Origin of the sequence: Sphingomonas ginsenosidimutans (assembly GCF_002374835.1) — a bacterium.
Taxonomy (GTDB): Bacteria; Pseudomonadota; Alphaproteobacteria; order Sphingomonadales; family Sphingomonadaceae; genus Sphingomonas; species Sphingomonas ginsenosidimutans.
Window position 1 is genome coordinate 188,012 of record NZ_NWVD01000003.1, and the last position, 15,184, is coordinate 203,195.

The following is a 15,184-nucleotide window of genomic DNA, read 5'->3' on the forward strand; positions in this document are numbered from 1 at the left end:
CGCGCCATACCCATAGGTCGATCTATGCCCGCGAACCGCCATCCACCGCAACGCCATGCGGCCGGATGCGCTGCGGGACGTTGACGCCGGAATGCCAAGGGAGACGACGAATATGACGGACGTGACCATCGCCACGCTCGACGGACAGCAGATGCCCGCCTATCGCGCCGACCCCGCGGGGGCGCCCAGGGGAGCGATCGTGGTCATCCAGGAAATCTTCGGCGTGAACGCCGGCATCCGCCGCAAGTGCGACACGCTGGCGGCCGCGGGCTATCTGGCGATCGCGCCCGACCTGTTCTGGCGGATGGAGCCGGGGATCGAACTGGACCCGGATGTCGATGCCGAAATGCAGCGCGCGCTATCGGTCATGGGCGACTTCGACCAGGACGCCGGCATCCGCGATGTCGAAGCGACGATCCGCTATGCCCGCGCGGAAAGCGGCGCGAAGGTCGGCGCGGTCGGTTACTGCCTGGGCGGGCGGCTGGCCTATATGACCGCGGCGCGCACCGACGTGGATGCCTCGGTCGGCTATTATGCGGTGGGCGTCGACGCGTTGCTGGGGGAAAAGCACGCGATTGCCAACCCGCTGATGCTGCATATTGCGGGCGACGACGGCTTCGTCGATGCGGCGACCCAGGCGGCGATGCACGCGGGGCTGGACGATCACCCCAAGGTGACGCTGCACGATTATCCGGGCGAGGATCACGGCTTCGCTACCGAATTCGGCAAGCGCCGGTCGGACGCAGCGGCGACGCTGGCGGACGAGCGGACCGCCGCCTTCTTCGCCGAACATATCGGCTGACCGCCCACGATCCACCGCCGCCCGCGATCAGGCGGGCGGCGGCGCGATCAACCGATCACCAGCTCGCCCAGTCGGATCAACGCCGTCGCGAGCAGCTGCGCGAACAGTACCGCGACCGCGAACAACAGCACCATGCCAACCGCCTCGGCACTGTAGTGGGGAATGTCTCTGATCGTCATGACCCATCCTCTCCAAAGGAGCCGGGCCTTCCGCTCATCCGGGAAAGTCCCGGCCTGTCGCTAATATAGCAGGTTTCGACGATTCTTCAACGCGCCGGCCCGTCCCATCACACCGGGTTCCCGTCGGTATCGCGCAGCACTTCGCGGCGGCCGACATGGTCGGGGCGGCTGACGACGCCTTCCTTCTCCATCCGCTCGATCAGGCGTGCGGCGGAATTGTAGCCGACGCGCAGCTGGCGTTGCAGCCATGAGGTCGAGGCTTTCTGACTGCCGCAGACAAGCGCGACCGCGGCGCGATATTGTTGATCTTCCTCGGAATCCTCGCCGGTGGGGGCGCCATCCAGCGCGAAGCTCTGTTCCGGCTCCTCGGTGACCGATTCGATATAGTCGGGCTGGCCCTGCGCGCGCCAGTGATCGGTCACCGCGCGTACCTCGTCATCCGACACGAACGGGCCGTGGACGCGCACGATGCCCTTGCCGCCGGGCATGTAGAGCATGTCGCCGCGACCCAGCAGCTGTTCGGCGCCCTGTTCGCCCAGGATAGTGCGCGAATCGATCTTCGACGTGACGTGGAAGCTGATGCGCGTCGGCAGGTTCGCCTTGATGACGCCGGTGATGACGTCGACCGACGGCCGCTGCGTCGCCATGATGAGGTGGATGCCCGCGGCGCGCGCTTTCTGCGCGAGGCGCTGGATCAGGAATTCCACTTCCTTGCCGGCGGTCATCATCAGGTCCGCCAGTTCGTCGACGATGACGACGATCTGCGGCAGCACGTCGTAATCGAGCTGCTCCTCTTCATAGATCGGCTGGCCGTTCTCGCCATAGCCGGTCTGGACGCGGCGGCCGAGCGGGGCGCCCTTGGCGCGCGCGGCGCGGACCTTGTCGTTGAAGCTGGCGAGGCTGCGCACGCCGACCGACGACATCTGGCGATAGCGGTCCTCCATCGTCTCGACCGCCCATTTGAGCGCGCGCACCGCCTTGGCCGGATCGGTGACGACGGGGGAGAGGAGGTGCGGGATATCGTCGTACATGCTCAGTTCGAGCATCTTGGGGTCGATCATGATCATCCGGCACTGGTCCGGGGTCAGCCGGTACAGCAACGACAGGATCATGCAGTTGAGGCCCACCGATTTGCCCGACCCGGTGGTGCCCGCAACCAGCAGGTGCGGCATCGGCGCCAGATCGGCGATCACCGGATCGCCGGCGATATTCTTGCCCAGGATCACCGGCAGCTGCGCGGCCTGATCCTCGAACGCCTGGCTGGCGACCAGTTCGTGGAGCGCGACCATCTCGCGCTTGGCATTGGGCAGTTCGATGCCGATCACCGTGCGACCCGGAATCGTCGCGACGCGCGCGGAGATCGCCGACATGTTGCGCGCGATATCATCGGCGAGGCTGATGACGCGCGTGGCCTTGATCCCCGGCGCCGGCTCCAGTTCGTACATCGTCACGACCGGGCCGGGGCGCACCTCGGTGATCGTGCCCTTGACGTTGAAATCGTCGAGCACGGTTTCGAGCAGGCGGGCGTTGCGTTCCAGCGCCGCCTTGTCGATCGGCGCGCCCTGCGGCGCGGGGGCGGGGGTCAACAGGTCGATCGACGGCAGCGCGAAACTGTCGCGCAGGTCGAGCCGCTGCTGTTGCGCCTGCGGCCGCGCGCGCGCGGCGGAGGGGGCGAGGTTGCGATCGGCGATCGTCGGGGCGGGGCGATCGTCGGGCTGCGCCACCGCGCGGGGGGCCGGGGTGCGCACGAACGGCGCGCTATCCGCCTCGTCATCGTCGTCGAGATCGTAGATGTCGTCGTCGCCGTCGATCGCGGCGCGCCGGCCGCGCACGCGCGGGGTGAAGCGCGCGAAGTCGATCTCCAGGCTGCGGCCCCAGACGGTCGCACCCGCGATCCCCGCGACGATGCCGAGCGCGACGACGCCCCACCACGTCACCTGCGCATCGCCGATCAGCGCCAGCCCGGCGCGCGCGCCCGCCACGGCGCCCAGCCCGATCGCACCGCCCCAGCCGAACGGCAGCGCCGGCACCGCGCCGGGCGCGACGCACCCCAGTGCGACCGCCATCAACGAGACGCCCAGCAGCGCGAAACGCAGCATCCGCGGCCATTCCCCGGCGGGCTGCTCGCGCCACAGTCGCACCGCGACGATCGGCGGGATCGGCAGCAGCAGCGCGATCGCCGGGCCGAGCAGCGTCAGCGCCAGATCCGCGAACCACGCGCCGGGCGCCCCCAGCAAGTTGCCGGCCACCCCGCCCGCCGCGGTATTGAACGCCGCATCGCCCGGCCGATAGCTGGCGAGCGCGAGCGCCATCGCGACGGTGCCCGCGAACAGCAGGATCGCCAGCAGCAACGCCCCGCTGCGCAGCGCGCCTGCCTTGACCGTTTCACGCCACAGCGGCGCCCCAGCCCGGCTCGCCATCCACCCAACCCCGCAACGATGTGAGAAAACAGCCGCCATTGTCCGCGCGCGCGAGTCCGACGTCAAGATGGCGCGGGTGGGGGGAGGGATCGCGAGCGCGAGGCGGGGACACCGCTTCAGGTGGCCGTGACCTGCGACTTCCGCGTGGGGACGTTGGGCGCCATTCCCGTAAACGAGGGTAAAACGGCCCGCGCGGCGGCTTCCGGGCCTTCGCACCTGGAGGCCGCCGATCACGGGAACCGGCTAGAGCTTCACGGCAGCGTTGCCGCCATCTGCCCAGAGCGCCGATCCCGTGACGAAACTCGACATATCACTGGCGAGGAACAGCGCTGCCTGCGCGATCTCCTCGGGGCGGGCGATCCGCTTCATCGCGTGGAGACCGGCAGCCCATTCGCGCTGGGCGGCGTCGCCGGCCATGTCGGTCGCGGTGCCGCCAGGTAGGAGAGCGTTGGCGCGGATGCCGGCCGCGGCGTAATCGGCCGTGATGCCGCGGACCAAGCCCATGAGGCCCGCCTTGGCTGCGCCATACGGCCCCATGCCCGGCAACCCCACGCTATTGCCGACGAAGCTGCTCGTAAAGACCAGCGTGCCGCCCCCTTGCTCGATCATGGCAGGAATTTGCGCGCGGGTACCCAGGAAGGCCGCGGTCAAATTCGACGCCAGCACCTCCGCCCATTGGCGAGGCTCGATCTCCGCGAGCGGCCCCATGGTGCCGACCGAGCCGGCATTGTTGAACGCGACGTCCACGCCACCAAATGTCGCGCGTGCGGCGGCAACCGCCTTATCGTGCGTACCCGCTTCGGTGACGTCTCCAACGACGGCGAGCGCGCGACCGCCTTGCGCCTCGATTTCATCGACCGCCGATGCCAGCGCCGCATCGCGCCGGGCGACGAGCACCACAGACGCGCCGTGCGCGGCAAACAGTTTGGCGGCCGCTTTCCCGATCCCGGAACTGGCACCCGTGATGATCGCGACCTTGCCGTCCAGCATTCTCATTCGATGGCTCCCTTGATGGAGCCGATCAGCTAGCGAGCCTTTCCGCTGCACGCGTCTCGTTTCTTGTCATCAAATTGACGAAGCGGCTCTGCGCGGGACGAGCTTTCCCGAAGCGGTCGACGGGTCACCGAATATCGGGAAAGCCGGGACGTCGCGGCGGCGTCGGGCGGATCAGAACGCGGGTTCTTCGCCCGGCTTTTCCGGCACGTGGATGCCGCATTCCACCTTGTCCCAGCCGCGCCAGCGGCCGGCGCGCGGATCTTCGCCGGGGCGGACCTTCGACGTGCAGGGGGCGCAGCCGATCGAGAGATAGCCCTGCGCCTCCAGCGGATGGCGGGGCAGGTCGTGGGCGTCGAAATAGGCGTCGAGCCGCGCCTTGTCCCAATCGGCGAGCGGGTTGATCTTCAACCGGCCCTCATCCGCCTCGAACCGCGGCAGCGCGCGGCGCGAGCTGGCCTGGAAGCCCTTGCGCCCGGAAATCCAGGCGTCGAAGGGCATCAGCGCGCGGCGCAGCGGCTCAACCTTGCGCAGGTCGCAACAACCGTCGGGGTCGTAGGACCAGCGCAGCCCCTTGTTGTCCTTCAGCCGCAGCAGCCGCGGGTCGGGGCGGAAGACGCGCAGGTCGGTGAAGCCCAGCCGCTCGGCCAGTTCGTCGCGATAGGCCAGCGTCTCGCCGAACATCTTCTGCGTGTTGGTGAAGATGACTGGCACGTCGCGGTCGACAGCGGCAATCATGTGCAGCAGCACCGCCGATTCGGCCCCGAACGAGGAGACCGCGGCGACGCGCCCCTTCAACTCGCCTGCCAGCAGCGCGGCGAGCAGGTCCGGCGTCGCGACCCCGGCGAAGCGCGCCTCCATCGCGGCGGCATCCTCGGCGGTGAAGACCGGGCGCACGTCGATCGTGTCGAGCTGGCGCGCGGGTTCAGCCATGACGCAGCTTCCACACCGGGGCCGCGCCGTCCGCGGCCTTCTGATACGGTTGCGGATAGCGGGCGAGCGAGCGTTGCAGCACCGCGGCGTCGATCGGCGCAGCGGGCGCGAAGCTGTCGAAGCCGCAGCGGCGCATCAGCGGGATCTGATCGACCAGCACGTCGCCCTCGGCGCGCAACTCGCCGCGATACCCCGCCTCGCGCAGGATGCGCGCGGTGGAATAGCCGCGACCGTCGCGGAAGCTGGGGAACGACACCTCGATCAGCGCCAGCCGGTCGAGATGCGGGATCAGCGCGCGCGCCTCATCCCCCGGCTCGACACGCACCGCGGTGGCGTTCGACTGGTCCGCGAGGAAGGAATCGAGCGTCACCGCCGGCTCCTCATGCGGGGTGTCGTCGCGAAAGCGCAGGAATGCGGCTTCCTCAGCCATAGATCGCCTCCTTGAACGGCGTCATCCCGACGCGGCGATAGGTGTCGACGAACCGTTCGCCGGGGTCGCGCACTTCCAGATATTTGTCGGTGACGCGCTCGATCGCGTCGACCACGCCGTCCTCGTCGAACCCCGGGCCGGTGATCTTGCCCAGCGACACGTCCTCGGCGCCCGAACCGCCCAGCAGCAGCTGGAAATTCTCGGTCCCCTTCCGGTCGACGCCCAGGATGCCGATGTGCCCGGCGTGATGGTGGCCGCAGGCGTTGATGCAGCCGGAGATCTTGAGCTTCAGTTCGCCCAGGTCGCGCTGGCGTGCCGGATCGGCGAACCGCTCGCCGATCTTCTGCGCCAGCGGGATCGAGCGCGCGTTGGCGAGGCTGCAATAATCGAGCCCGGGGCAGGCGATGATGTCGCTGATGAGGTCGAGGTTCGCCTCCGCCAGCCCGGCGTCGACCAGCGCGGTCCACACCGCTTTCAGATCGGCGATGCGGACGTGCGGCAGGACGATGTTCTGCGCATGGGTGACGCGCAGTTCGTCGAAGCCGTAGCGCTGCGCCAGGTCCGCCATGACGTCGATCTGGTCGGCGCTGGCATCGCCGGGGATGCCGCCGACGGGCTTGAGCGAGATGTTGACGATCGCATAACCCGGCTGGCGGTGTGCGCGCACGTTCTGGTCCAGCCAGACCGCGAAATCGGGGTCGGTGCGATCGGCGACGTCACCGGCGGCGGCCGCGTCGAAGGCGGGGGGCGCGAACATCGCGGTGATCCGCGCCAGCTCCGCCGCGGGCGGATCGATGCCCAGCGCCTTGACCTGCGCGAACTCCTCCTCGACCTGTCGGCGATAGTCGTCGGGGCCGATTTCGTGGAGCAGGATCTTGATCCGCGCCTTGTAGATATTGTCGCGCCGGCCGTAGCGATTGTAGACGCGCAGGCACGCCTCCAGATAGCTCATCAGGTCGTCGGCGGTGACGAAGTCCCTGATTTCATGCGCGATCATCGGGGTGCGGCCCATGCCGCCGCCGACGAAGATCGCCGCGCCCAGCACGCCGTCGCGCTCATGCAGCCGGATGCCGATATCGTGGAGCCGCATCGCCGCGCGGTCTTCCTCCGCGGCGATCACCGCGATCTTGAACTTGCGCGGCAGGTAGGTGAATTCGGGGTGGAAGGTGCTCCACTGCCGGATCAGCTCGGCCCAGGGGCGCGGGTCGGTCACCTCGTCCGCGGCGGCGCCGGCATATTGGTCCGAACTGATGTTGCGGATGCAATTGCCGCTGGTCTGGATCGCGTGCATCTCCACCGTCGCCAGCTCGGTGAGGATGTCGGGCGCCTGGTCCAGCCGGATCCAGTTGTACTGGATGTTCTGGCGCGTGGTGAAATGGCCGTAGCCGCGGTCATAGGTGCGCGCGACATGCGCCAGCATCCGCATCTGGCGGCTGTCGAGCGTGCCATAGGGGACGGCGACGCGCAGCATATAGGCGTGCAGCTGGAGATACAGGCCGTTCATCAGCCGCAGCGGCTTGAACTGGTCCTCGGTGATCTCGCCCGCCAGCCGGCGGCGCACCTGGTCGCGGAATTCGTCGACGCGCGCGTCGACGATCGCCTGGTCGTATTCGTCGTACCTGTACATCAGATCACCCAGCTTCCCGCCGCCGGATCGGCGGGCTTCAACGTCAGGTCGGGGCGCACGGTCGGGCCGAGCGCGCGGATACGGTCCTTGATATGCGCGGGGCGCGGACCGTCGGCGGTCGCGGTCGCCTCGATCACATAGGGGACGTTGACTCGCCGCGCGGCTTCCTCCTCACGCGCGATCGCCTCGGCGCGATCGCCCGCGTCCACCGCCTGTTCGATATGGCGGGACCAATCGCCGCCGGTCCACCACACCACGTCGCCGGTCGCCAGATCGTTGCCGGTAATCAGTCTCACGCCGCATTCCCCACTGCCATGCCATCCGCCACGCGCGCATAGCCGGCCAGACGGTCCTGCGCATCCGACAGTTCCACCACTTCGCCCACCACGATGATCGCGGGGCTGGCCACCTTCTCGCGCGCGACCATCGCGCCCAGATCGGCCAGCAGCGTGCGCAGCGCGCGGTGACCGGGCAGCGTGCCCTTTTCCAACACCGCGACCGGCATGTCGGGGGCGACGCCATCGGCCATCAGCTTGTCGGCGATCGCCTCCGCGGTGGCGACACCCATGTAGATCACCAAGGTGCGCCCCTGGCCGGCCAGCCCGGACCAGTCCTGTTCCGCCAGCCCCTTGCACTGGCCCGCGACGAAGCTGACCGCGCTGCTGTGATCGCGGTGGGTCAGCGGCAGCATTGCCTCTGCCGCGCAGCCCAGTGCCGCCGACACGCCCGGAATCACCTCCACGGCGAGGCCGGCGGCGCGCACCGCTTCCACTTCCTCGCCGCCGCGGCCGAAGATGAACGGGTCGCCGCCCTTCAGCCGCACGACCACGCTGCCGGCGATGACATGCGCGACAATCAGCGCATTGATCGCCTCCTGCGGCAAGGTATGGCGCGCGCGGCGCTTGGCGACCGAGATACGCTGTGCCGCCGGGGGGGCGAGATCGAGCACGCGCGGGTCGATCAGCCCGTCGTGGACGACGACATCGGCCTGGCGCAGCGCCTCGACCGCGCGCACCGTCAGCAGCCCCGGATCGCCCGGACCGGCGCCGACCAGGATGACGCGCCCGCGCGCCTCGGGATCGAGAAGACTTGCCATGCTCGCCAGATGGGCCGCCGCCGGTCCGCGCGCAAATCATCGCTGCTTGGCAAGCACGTAGGACAGGTTTGCACTCCATTGGCAGGCACGCGCCGGTGGCGTAGGGCAGGGGCATGGACCAGGCGACGGATAAAGCGGCGGATCACGCCGACGTGCTCATCCTCGGCGGCGGGCTGGTGGGCGCGTGCCTTGCCGTCGCGCTCGACCGGCATGGCCTGTCCTCGATCGTGGTCGATCCGGCGGACCCGGCGGTGACGCTGTCGGCCGGGTTCGACGGCCGCGCCTCCGCCGTCGCCAGCGCCAGCCACAAGATGCTCGACGCGATCGGCGTGGGCCAGGCGCTGGCGGGCAAGGGCTGCGCGATCCGGCAGATCCGCGTCAGCGACGGGCTGGCGCCCGGCAAGCTCGATTTCATCCCCGCGCCCGACGATGCTGCGCTGGGGACGATGTACGAAAACCGCCTGCTGCGCCGCGCGCTGTACGATGCGGCGGTGGCCGCGCCGCACGTCGACCTGAGGATGCAGACCCGCGCGACCGAGGTGGAGCGCGATGCCGACGGAGTGCGCGCGACGCTGTCGTCGGGCGCGCGCGTCACCGCCGACCTGCTGGTGGCGGCGGAGGGGCGCCAGTCGCCCACGCGCGAGGCGGCGGGGATCACCGTCGCGCGCTGGCAATACGATCACACTGCGATCATCGGCGCGTTCCACCACGAACGCAGCCATGAGGATATCGCCTATGAGATCTTCTATCCCGAAGGACCGTTCGCGCTGCTGCCGCTGCCCGACGACGATATCGGCCACCGCTGTGCGATCGTGTGGACGGTGCCCGGGGACCAGGCGCCTGGGCTGCTGAAGCTGGGCGACCGCGGCTTCCTGGCGGAGGCGGAAAAGCGGATGGGCGGGTTCCTGGGCGCACTGTCGCATGCCAGCCCCCGCGCCAGCTACCCGCTGGGCTTCCACCATGCCGCGCGGATCACCGACACGCGGCTGGCGCTGGTCGGCGATGCCGCGCACGGCATCCATCCGATCGCGGGGCAGGGGGTGAACCTGGGCTATCGCGACGTCGCGACCCTGGTCGAGGTGCTGGTGGAGGGCCGGCGGCTGGGGCTGGAGGCGGGCGATGCGCAGCTGCTGGCGCGCTACCAGAACTGGCGCAGCCTCGACACGTTCATGGTCGCCGCCGCCACCGACACGCTGACCCGCCTGTTCGGCCTGCCCGGCAAGGCGGCCAGCGCGATCCGCCGGCTGGGCATCACCGCGGTCGACCGCCTGCCCCCGCTGAAGGACCGCTTCATGGCCGAGGCGCGCGGCGAAAGCGGCGACCTGCCGCGGCTGCTGATGGGGGTGGGGGTCTAGGCGGGTCGGCTTCCGTTGCGTCGGCAGGCCTAACCGCCGTCCCCGTCAGGAAAATTCGCCATCCACACCATTCGTTAACCAACAAAATTTACCCTGATGCGCATATCCGCCGACCGGTACCCGCCGGCATCGGCGCGACGCGCGAGGGGGCCGGTTGGCATGACGACGTTTCACCGCATCTGGTTCGGCGACAAGCCGATTCCGCCGGCCTACGAAGATTACTGGCGGGCGTGGCAACGCCAGTATCCGGGGCATGAATTCGTCACCTGGCGCGACGAGGATATCGACCGGCTGCCGCGGATGCGCGACCGGATCCGCCAGCTGCGCGTGCCGTCGATGCGCGCGGACCTGGGGTCGTTCGAGATCCTGCACGCGCATGGCGGCGTCTACCTCGATTGTGACGTCATGCCGTGGCACCGCTTCCGCCCGGAGGAGATGGCGCGCGAGCTGACCGTGTGCAACGAATCCGACTCGACCGAATATTGCTCGCTCGGGTTCGTCGCCTCGCCGCCGGGGCACCCGGTGTTCGACGCGATGATCGAATATCTGCGCGATGCCGATATCGACGAAGGCAACCCGCATATCGCGACCGGCCCGTGGCTGTTCGGGCGGTTCCTGGCCGGGCACGAATGCCGCCGCCTGCCGTCCAGCGCCTTCTATCCCTATGCCGCGGTCGAGCCGCTGTCGGTTGTGCGCCGCCGCGACCTGTCGGGGACGCTGGGCATCCATGTGTGGGGTGGATCGTGGCTGCCCGGCACCGCCAAGCAGGACAAGGTGATGCAGATGATCGCGCGCGGTGACGTCGCCGAACCGGCGGTGCTGCTGCGCGGCTTCGAGGGCGATGTCGAGCATGCCGACTGGGCGCGCGACGTCGGCCTTATGATCGAGGCGGTGCGCGACATCCGAGAGAAGACGCTGCAGATCGTGCCGCTACTAGGCTACGATTTCTCGGTCAACGCCAAGGATGCGGCGGTGTTCGAACTGGCGAAGGTCGCGCACTGGCTGTTCGCGCGCGCGCCCGACACCCGCGTGTGGCAGGTCGGCACGTCGCGCGAACGCCCCGACCCGCTGCGTGCCGCGCTGGTCAACGACGATCCTCCGGCGCTGCTGATCGACAGCGATACCGCGCGGGTCGCCGCGCTGGCCGCCGATCATGCCGCCCATGCCAATGCCCGCGCGGTCGCGCTCGCGCCCGCCGAAGGGGGCATGGCCTGGGAGGAGATCTGGGCCGCTGCGGGCGACGTCCCCCCCGACGTGCTGGTGCTGCACGACGGCGCGGGCAGCGCGGCGGTGATCGCCGACGTGCTGGACCGCGGGCACCGCCCGGCGGTGATCCATTTCGACATGGTGGGGATGGATCCGGCCGACCTGCGGATGCTGCTGGGGCGGCTGGGCGACGATTATGCGACGCTGGAATATGGCGCGCACATGGCGGCGTACCGCTTCGACCTCATCATGGAATACGCCGGCGCGCTCTATGTCGAGAACGGGATCGCGACGGTCTTCTCCGAAGGTGTGAAGACCCTGAATGGAGTCGAGGCATGACGACCTTCCACCGTGTGTGGTTCGGCGCGAAGCCGATCCCGGATGCCTATGAAGCGTATTGGCAGGCGTGGCAGCGCCAGTTCCCCGATCATCGGTTCGTCACGTGGCGCGACGCCGATATCGATCGCCTGCCGCGCGTTCGCGATCGCCTGCGCACCCTCACCAGCATGGCGGCGCGCGCCGACCTGGCACGGTACGAGATTCTCTATAACGAGGGCGGCATCTACCTCGATTGCGATATCATGCCCTACCGGCATTTCGACCCGGGGGCGCTGACCGCCGAACTGACCGTCTGCAACGAGACGTCGTCGCGCGATTTCTGCTCGAACAGCTTCATCGGCGCGCCCGCCGGGCACCCGATCTTCGCGCAGATGATCGACCATGCACTGGCGCACGACATCGACGAGGAGCGGCCGGACAAGTCGACCGGGCCGTGGCTGCTGGGGGCGTTCCTCAAGAAACATTATTACGAGCCGCTGCCGACCGCGACCTTCTACCCCTATCTGCCCGGCGAGCCGATGTCGGCGACCTATATGCGCGATCTGGGCAACACCTATGGCATCCACATCTGGAAGGGATCGTGGCTGTCGCAGGAGGTGCAGCAGGACAAGCTGTTGCGGATGGTCGCGATGGGCGACCTGTCCTGTCCCACCGGTATGCTGCCCGATTTCGCGGACGAATGGGGCGAGGATGTCGGGCTGATGCTCGACACCATCCGCGACGCGCGCCGCAGCCTGGTGCAGATCGCGCCGGTCCTGTCCCCCGACCTGGGGCTGACGCCGGAGGATCAGGTTGCCTTCTGTTTCGCCAAGGTCGTCCACTGGCTGCTGGCGGCGGACCGTGATCGCATGGTGTGGCAGATCGGCGCGGCGGACGGCGTGCTGGTCGACCCGCTGCGCAGCGCACTGGTCAATTACGATCCGCCCGCGCTCCTGATGGAGCCGAACCCGCATCTGTTCGCGGCGCTGGAGCGTCATTACGCCAACAACCGCCACGTCCGGCTGCTGCCGCTGGCATACGGCATGGCGGTGGGCGAACTGGTGCTGAATGCGGTCGATCCGGCGAAGGTCGCCCCGCTAGGGCTGCCGGCATGGGTAGCGGGCATTTCGTCGGCCTACCAGGATCGCAATCCGTTGAAGGACGGTACCCACCCCGCGGAAATGACCGCGCGCATCTGGCAATGTATCGAGCCGATCACCGTGCCTGTCGTGGACTATGACACGGTGCTGGCCCGGTCCGACGGGCGCGCGCCCGACATCCTGGTCATCGATGCCGAGGGGATGGACAAGGAGATCATGGAGGACGTGCTGGCGCGCGGCTGCCGCCCGCTGGTGATCCATTTCGAGGTACAGTGGATGACGCAGGAGGAGCAGGACGCGCTGCTCGACGCGATGGCGGGCAACTATGCGGTGCTGACCTTCGGCAACGACATGACCGCCTACCGCCATGACGTGCTGATGGACTATGCCCGCCACCTGTATGTCGAACACGGCCTGCCGACGGTGTTCGCCGACGGACTGCGCAAGGCGGCGGGGCTGCCGCTGGTGGCGTGAGGGCGGGCCGGCGAGCGCAGGTCGGTCGTCCGCGAATCCGGGCCCGGCACGCGGCCTGTTTCGAAACGGGTGACGATCGACTAACGGACGGGCATGGTTCATGTCCGTTCTGCGCGCCGATCCTCCTTCCGACCGGATCTGCCCCTTGCCCTCGCGCTCGTGATGATCGTCCTGTTGTGGGTGGCGGGCGGTGCCTCGCGCGCCGACGCCATGGGGCAGGTGGTGGTTCGTGCGGGGGCGTGGGCGTTGCTGGTCGTCGCCTCGCTGGCCGGGCCGCGACCCGATCTGGCTGGGTGCCGGGCGATCGTATGGCTGTTGGCCGCCACGATTGCGCTGCCATTCATCCAGCTTATCCCGCTGCCGCCGGCGTGGTGGCAGGCGCTGCCGGGCCGTGCCATCCTGTCGACGCCGGGACAGGCGGTTCCCTGGCGGCCGTGGACGATGACGCCGGGTGCGACGCGCAACGCGCTGGCCTCGCTGGTCGTGCCGGTGGCGATGTTCGTGATCCTGGCGCAGGGCAAGGCGCGTGTGCATCGCTGGATGCCGACGATGCTGCTGGGAATGATCGGTGCCGCGGTCCTGCTGGGCCTGCTGCAATTTTCGGGAGCGGGGTTCAACAGCCCCTTCCTCAACGACACGCCCGGACTGGTCAGCAGCATCTTCGCTAACCGCAACCATTTCGCGCTGTTCGTCGCGATGGGCTGCCTGATCGCTCCGGCATGGGCGTTTATGGACCGCGAGGCGCTGCGCTGGCGCGGTCCGCTCGCCGCTGGGCTGGTGATTGTGTTCGTCCTGACGATCCTGGCCACTGGGTCGCGCGCCGGCATCCTTCTCGGCGGCGTCGCGCTCGCGCTTGCTCTGCTGCTGGTCGGCCGGAACTTGCGCCGCCGGTTGCGGGGCGGACCGCGCTGGCTGCTGCCAGCGTGTGTTGTCGCTGCCATTTTGGTGATCGGCGGTTTCATCGCGCTGAGCTTCGCGGCGGATCGCGCGGTCGGAATCAGTCGGCTGATCACGCTGGAGGTGGGCGAGGACATGCGATCGCGCGCGCGCCCCACCGTTCTGGCGATGATCGCGCTGTATATGCCGTTCGGGTCGGGACTGGGCGGTTTCGACCCGGTATTCCGCATCCACGAGCCGTTCGCTCTGTTGAAGCCGACCTATTTCAATCAAGCGCACAACGATTATCTCGGGATCGCACTTGACGCCGGGATCGCGGGGATCCTCATCCTCGTCGCCGCCATCGGCTGGTGGGCGCTCGCCTCGATCCGGGTGTGGCGGGCGAAGGGCGATCACGACATCCTGCTGGGACGGCTGGGATCGGCGATGATCCTGCTGGTCCTGATCGCCAGCACCGCCGACTATCCTGCCCGCACGCCGACGGTCATGGCGTTGGTCGTCGTCGCCGCAATGTGGCTTGCGCGCGGTAAAGCCCATGCAAACGGTGTGGCTTTACCGTCCTGATCGGCAAATCTATAGAGCGCGTCACCTTCCCTTTTCTCCGGAACATCCAAGCGAATGCGCTTTCCGATTGCCATCCTGTGCATCGCCCTGGCGACGACTGCGTGCGGTTCGCCCGAACCGCTCCGGTCGAACGGTAGCCTGACCGTCGTCGACGGTGCCAATGTGCTGCCACCGCCCAACCGTAGCGACCTGGTTGCGGCTGACCGCCCCGCGTTGATCGGGCCGCTCGACACGATCGAGGTCAGCGTGTTCGGCATCCCTGATCTCGATCGCGAGATGCAGGTCGACGCCAGCGGGCGGATAGCGATGCCGCTGGCCGGCGCGATCGACGCACGCGGCAAGACTGCGGAAGAGCTTGCGGCCGCGATCGAGACCTCCCTGAAGGCGCACTACGTCCGCGACCCCAAGGTGACGGTGAACATCAAGAGTTCGGTCAGCCAGGTCGTGACCATCGACGGCTCGGTAGTAGAACCCGGCCTTTACCCGGTCACCAATCAGATGACGCTGATGCGCGTCGTCGCCTCGGCCAAAGGGCTGACCGAATTCGCGCGGCAGAACGATGTCGTGATCCTGCGGACGGTGGGCGACAAGCGGATGGCTGGTCTTTACGATATCTCGGCGATCCGCCGCGGTGCCTATGACGACCCGCCCGTTTACGCCAATGACGTCATCATCGTTGGCGATTCGCCGCAGCGTCGTCTGTTCCGTGATTTCGTGTCGTTGTCTCCGGTGCTTGCGGCGCCGTTGATCGCCGTGCTGCAATAAGGCCCATCTTCATGAACCTCGTCAG

Annotated in this window: 14 protein-coding genes; 6 read left to right on the forward strand and 8 right to left on the reverse strand. The window is 68.4% G+C overall.

Annotated elements, in window-relative coordinates; genetic code table 11:
- Positions 1 to 112 precede the first annotated feature (112 nt).
- Positions 113 to 802 (forward strand): dienelactone hydrolase family protein, encoded by a 690-nt coding sequence (locus tag COA17_RS09340; RefSeq protein ID WP_096611908.1) that lies wholly within the window; start codon positions 113 to 115, stop codon positions 800 to 802.
- 47 nt (positions 803 to 849) lie between these two features.
- On the opposite strand, the gene COA17_RS20060 is transcribed toward COA17_RS09340, so the two are convergent.
- The 8 genes from COA17_RS20060 to cobA all read right to left on the reverse strand — a co-directional run bounded on the left by COA17_RS20060 (position 850) and on the right by cobA (position 8,480).
- A complete protein-coding gene (locus COA17_RS20060) occupies positions 850 to 981 on the reverse strand; it encodes a hypothetical protein (protein ID WP_269450508.1) in 132 nt (43 codons plus the stop codon).
- A 107-nt stretch (positions 982 to 1,088) separates the two neighbouring features.
- The gene (locus tag COA17_RS09345) at positions 1,089 to 3,401 is read right to left on the reverse strand and encodes an FtsK/SpoIIIE family DNA translocase (RefSeq protein WP_096611910.1); all 2,313 of its coding nucleotides are present in this window, start codon (positions 3,399 to 3,401) and stop codon (positions 1,089 to 1,091) included.
- A gap of 243 nt (positions 3,402 to 3,644) precedes the next feature.
- On the reverse strand, positions 3,645 to 4,391 hold the full coding sequence (locus tag COA17_RS09350; RefSeq protein ID WP_245857606.1) for an SDR family oxidoreductase: 747 nt from the start codon (positions 4,389 to 4,391) through the stop codon (positions 3,645 to 3,647).
- 177 nt (positions 4,392 to 4,568) lie between these two features.
- Entirely contained in the window at positions 4,569 to 5,327 is a 759-nt protein-coding gene (locus COA17_RS09355; RefSeq protein ID WP_096611914.1) for a phosphoadenylyl-sulfate reductase, read from the reverse strand.
- Positions 5,320 to 5,757, reverse strand: coding sequence for a DUF934 domain-containing protein (locus COA17_RS09360; RefSeq protein WP_096611916.1), 438 nt, complete (start codon positions 5,755 to 5,757; stop codon positions 5,320 to 5,322). Before COA17_RS09360 ends, COA17_RS09355 begins: the two co-directional genes overlap by 8 nt.
- Positions 5,750 to 7,384 (reverse strand): nitrite/sulfite reductase, encoded by a 1,635-nt coding sequence (locus COA17_RS09365; protein WP_096611918.1) that lies wholly within the window; start codon positions 7,382 to 7,384, stop codon positions 5,750 to 5,752. The genes COA17_RS09360 and COA17_RS09365 overlap by 8 nt, the downstream gene beginning before the upstream one ends.
- On the reverse strand, positions 7,384 to 7,680 hold the full coding sequence (locus tag COA17_RS09370) for a DUF2849 domain-containing protein (RefSeq protein ID WP_096611920.1): 297 nt from the start codon (positions 7,678 to 7,680) through the stop codon (positions 7,384 to 7,386). The genes COA17_RS09365 and COA17_RS09370 overlap by 1 nt, the downstream gene beginning before the upstream one ends.
- Positions 7,677 to 8,480, reverse strand: coding sequence for a uroporphyrinogen-III C-methyltransferase (gene cobA, locus COA17_RS09375; protein ID WP_066491078.1), 804 nt, complete (start codon positions 8,478 to 8,480; stop codon positions 7,677 to 7,679). Before cobA ends, COA17_RS09370 begins: the two co-directional genes overlap by 4 nt.
- Before the next feature lie 113 nt (positions 8,481 to 8,593).
- Here cobA and COA17_RS09380 point away from each other — a divergent pair, with 113 nt between their 5' ends.
- From COA17_RS09380 to COA17_RS09400, 5 genes are all read left to right on the forward strand, one after another.
- Positions 8,594 to 9,835: a UbiH/UbiF/VisC/COQ6 family ubiquinone biosynthesis hydroxylase gene (locus tag COA17_RS09380; RefSeq protein ID WP_096611922.1), complete on the forward strand. Its 1,242-nt coding sequence runs from the start codon at positions 8,594 to 8,596 to the stop codon at positions 9,833 to 9,835.
- 159 nt (positions 9,836 to 9,994) lie between these two features.
- On the forward strand, positions 9,995 to 11,380 hold the full coding sequence (locus tag COA17_RS09385; RefSeq protein WP_096611924.1) for a glycosyltransferase family 32 protein: 1,386 nt from the start codon (positions 9,995 to 9,997) through the stop codon (positions 11,378 to 11,380).
- Entirely contained in the window at positions 11,377 to 12,933 is a 1,557-nt protein-coding gene (locus COA17_RS09390; RefSeq protein ID WP_096611926.1) for an FkbM family methyltransferase, read from the forward strand. The genes COA17_RS09385 and COA17_RS09390 overlap by 4 nt, the downstream gene beginning before the upstream one ends.
- Positions 12,934 to 13,095: 162 nt before the next feature.
- Positions 13,096 to 14,394, forward strand: a complete 1,299-nt coding sequence (locus COA17_RS09395; RefSeq protein ID WP_176484851.1) for an O-antigen ligase family protein — start codon at positions 13,096 to 13,098, stop codon at positions 14,392 to 14,394.
- A gap of 54 nt (positions 14,395 to 14,448) precedes the next feature.
- Entirely contained in the window at positions 14,449 to 15,159 is a 711-nt protein-coding gene (locus tag COA17_RS09400) for a polysaccharide biosynthesis/export family protein (RefSeq protein WP_141397066.1), read from the forward strand.
- The last annotated feature ends 25 nt before the right edge of the window (positions 15,160 to 15,184 follow it).

Excerpts from the sequence above, each read along its gene's own strand:
- COA17_RS09340 (WP_096611908.1), top strand. The coding sequence starts at position 113 with ATGACGGACGTGACCATCGCCACGCTCGACGGACAGCAGATGCCCGCC.
- COA17_RS09390 (WP_096611926.1), top strand. The coding sequence starts at position 11,377 with ATGACGACCTTCCACCGTGTGTGGTTCGGCGCGAAGCCGATCCCGGAT.
- COA17_RS09350 (WP_245857606.1), bottom strand. The coding sequence starts at position 4,391 with ATGCTGGACGGCAAGGTCGCGATCATCACGGGTGCCAGTTCCGGGATC.
- COA17_RS09345 (WP_096611910.1), bottom strand. The coding sequence starts at position 3,401 with ATGGCGAGCCGGGCTGGGGCGCCGCTGTGGCGTGAAACGGTCAAGGCA.
- cobA (WP_066491078.1), bottom strand. The coding sequence starts at position 8,480 with ATGGCAAGTCTTCTCGATCCCGAGGCGCGCGGGCGCGTCATCCTGGTC.
- COA17_RS20060 (WP_269450508.1), bottom strand. The coding sequence starts at position 981 with ATGACGATCAGAGACATTCCCCACTACAGTGCCGAGGCGGTTGGCATG.
- COA17_RS09385 (WP_096611924.1), top strand. The coding sequence starts at position 9,995 with ATGACGACGTTTCACCGCATCTGGTTCGGCGACAAGCCGATTCCGCCG.
- COA17_RS09365 (WP_096611918.1), bottom strand. The coding sequence starts at position 7,384 with ATGTACAGGTACGACGAATACGACCAGGCGATCGTCGACGCGCGCGTC.
- COA17_RS09380 (WP_096611922.1), top strand. The coding sequence starts at position 8,594 with ATGGACCAGGCGACGGATAAAGCGGCGGATCACGCCGACGTGCTCATC.
- COA17_RS09360 (WP_096611916.1), bottom strand. The coding sequence starts at position 5,757 with ATGGCTGAGGAAGCCGCATTCCTGCGCTTTCGCGACGACACCCCGCAT.
- COA17_RS09395 (WP_176484851.1), top strand. The coding sequence starts at position 13,096 with ATGATCGTCCTGTTGTGGGTGGCGGGCGGTGCCTCGCGCGCCGACGCC.
- COA17_RS09400 (WP_141397066.1), top strand. The coding sequence starts at position 14,449 with ATGCGCTTTCCGATTGCCATCCTGTGCATCGCCCTGGCGACGACTGCG.
- COA17_RS09355 (WP_096611914.1), bottom strand. The coding sequence starts at position 5,327 with ATGGCTGAACCCGCGCGCCAGCTCGACACGATCGACGTGCGCCCGGTC.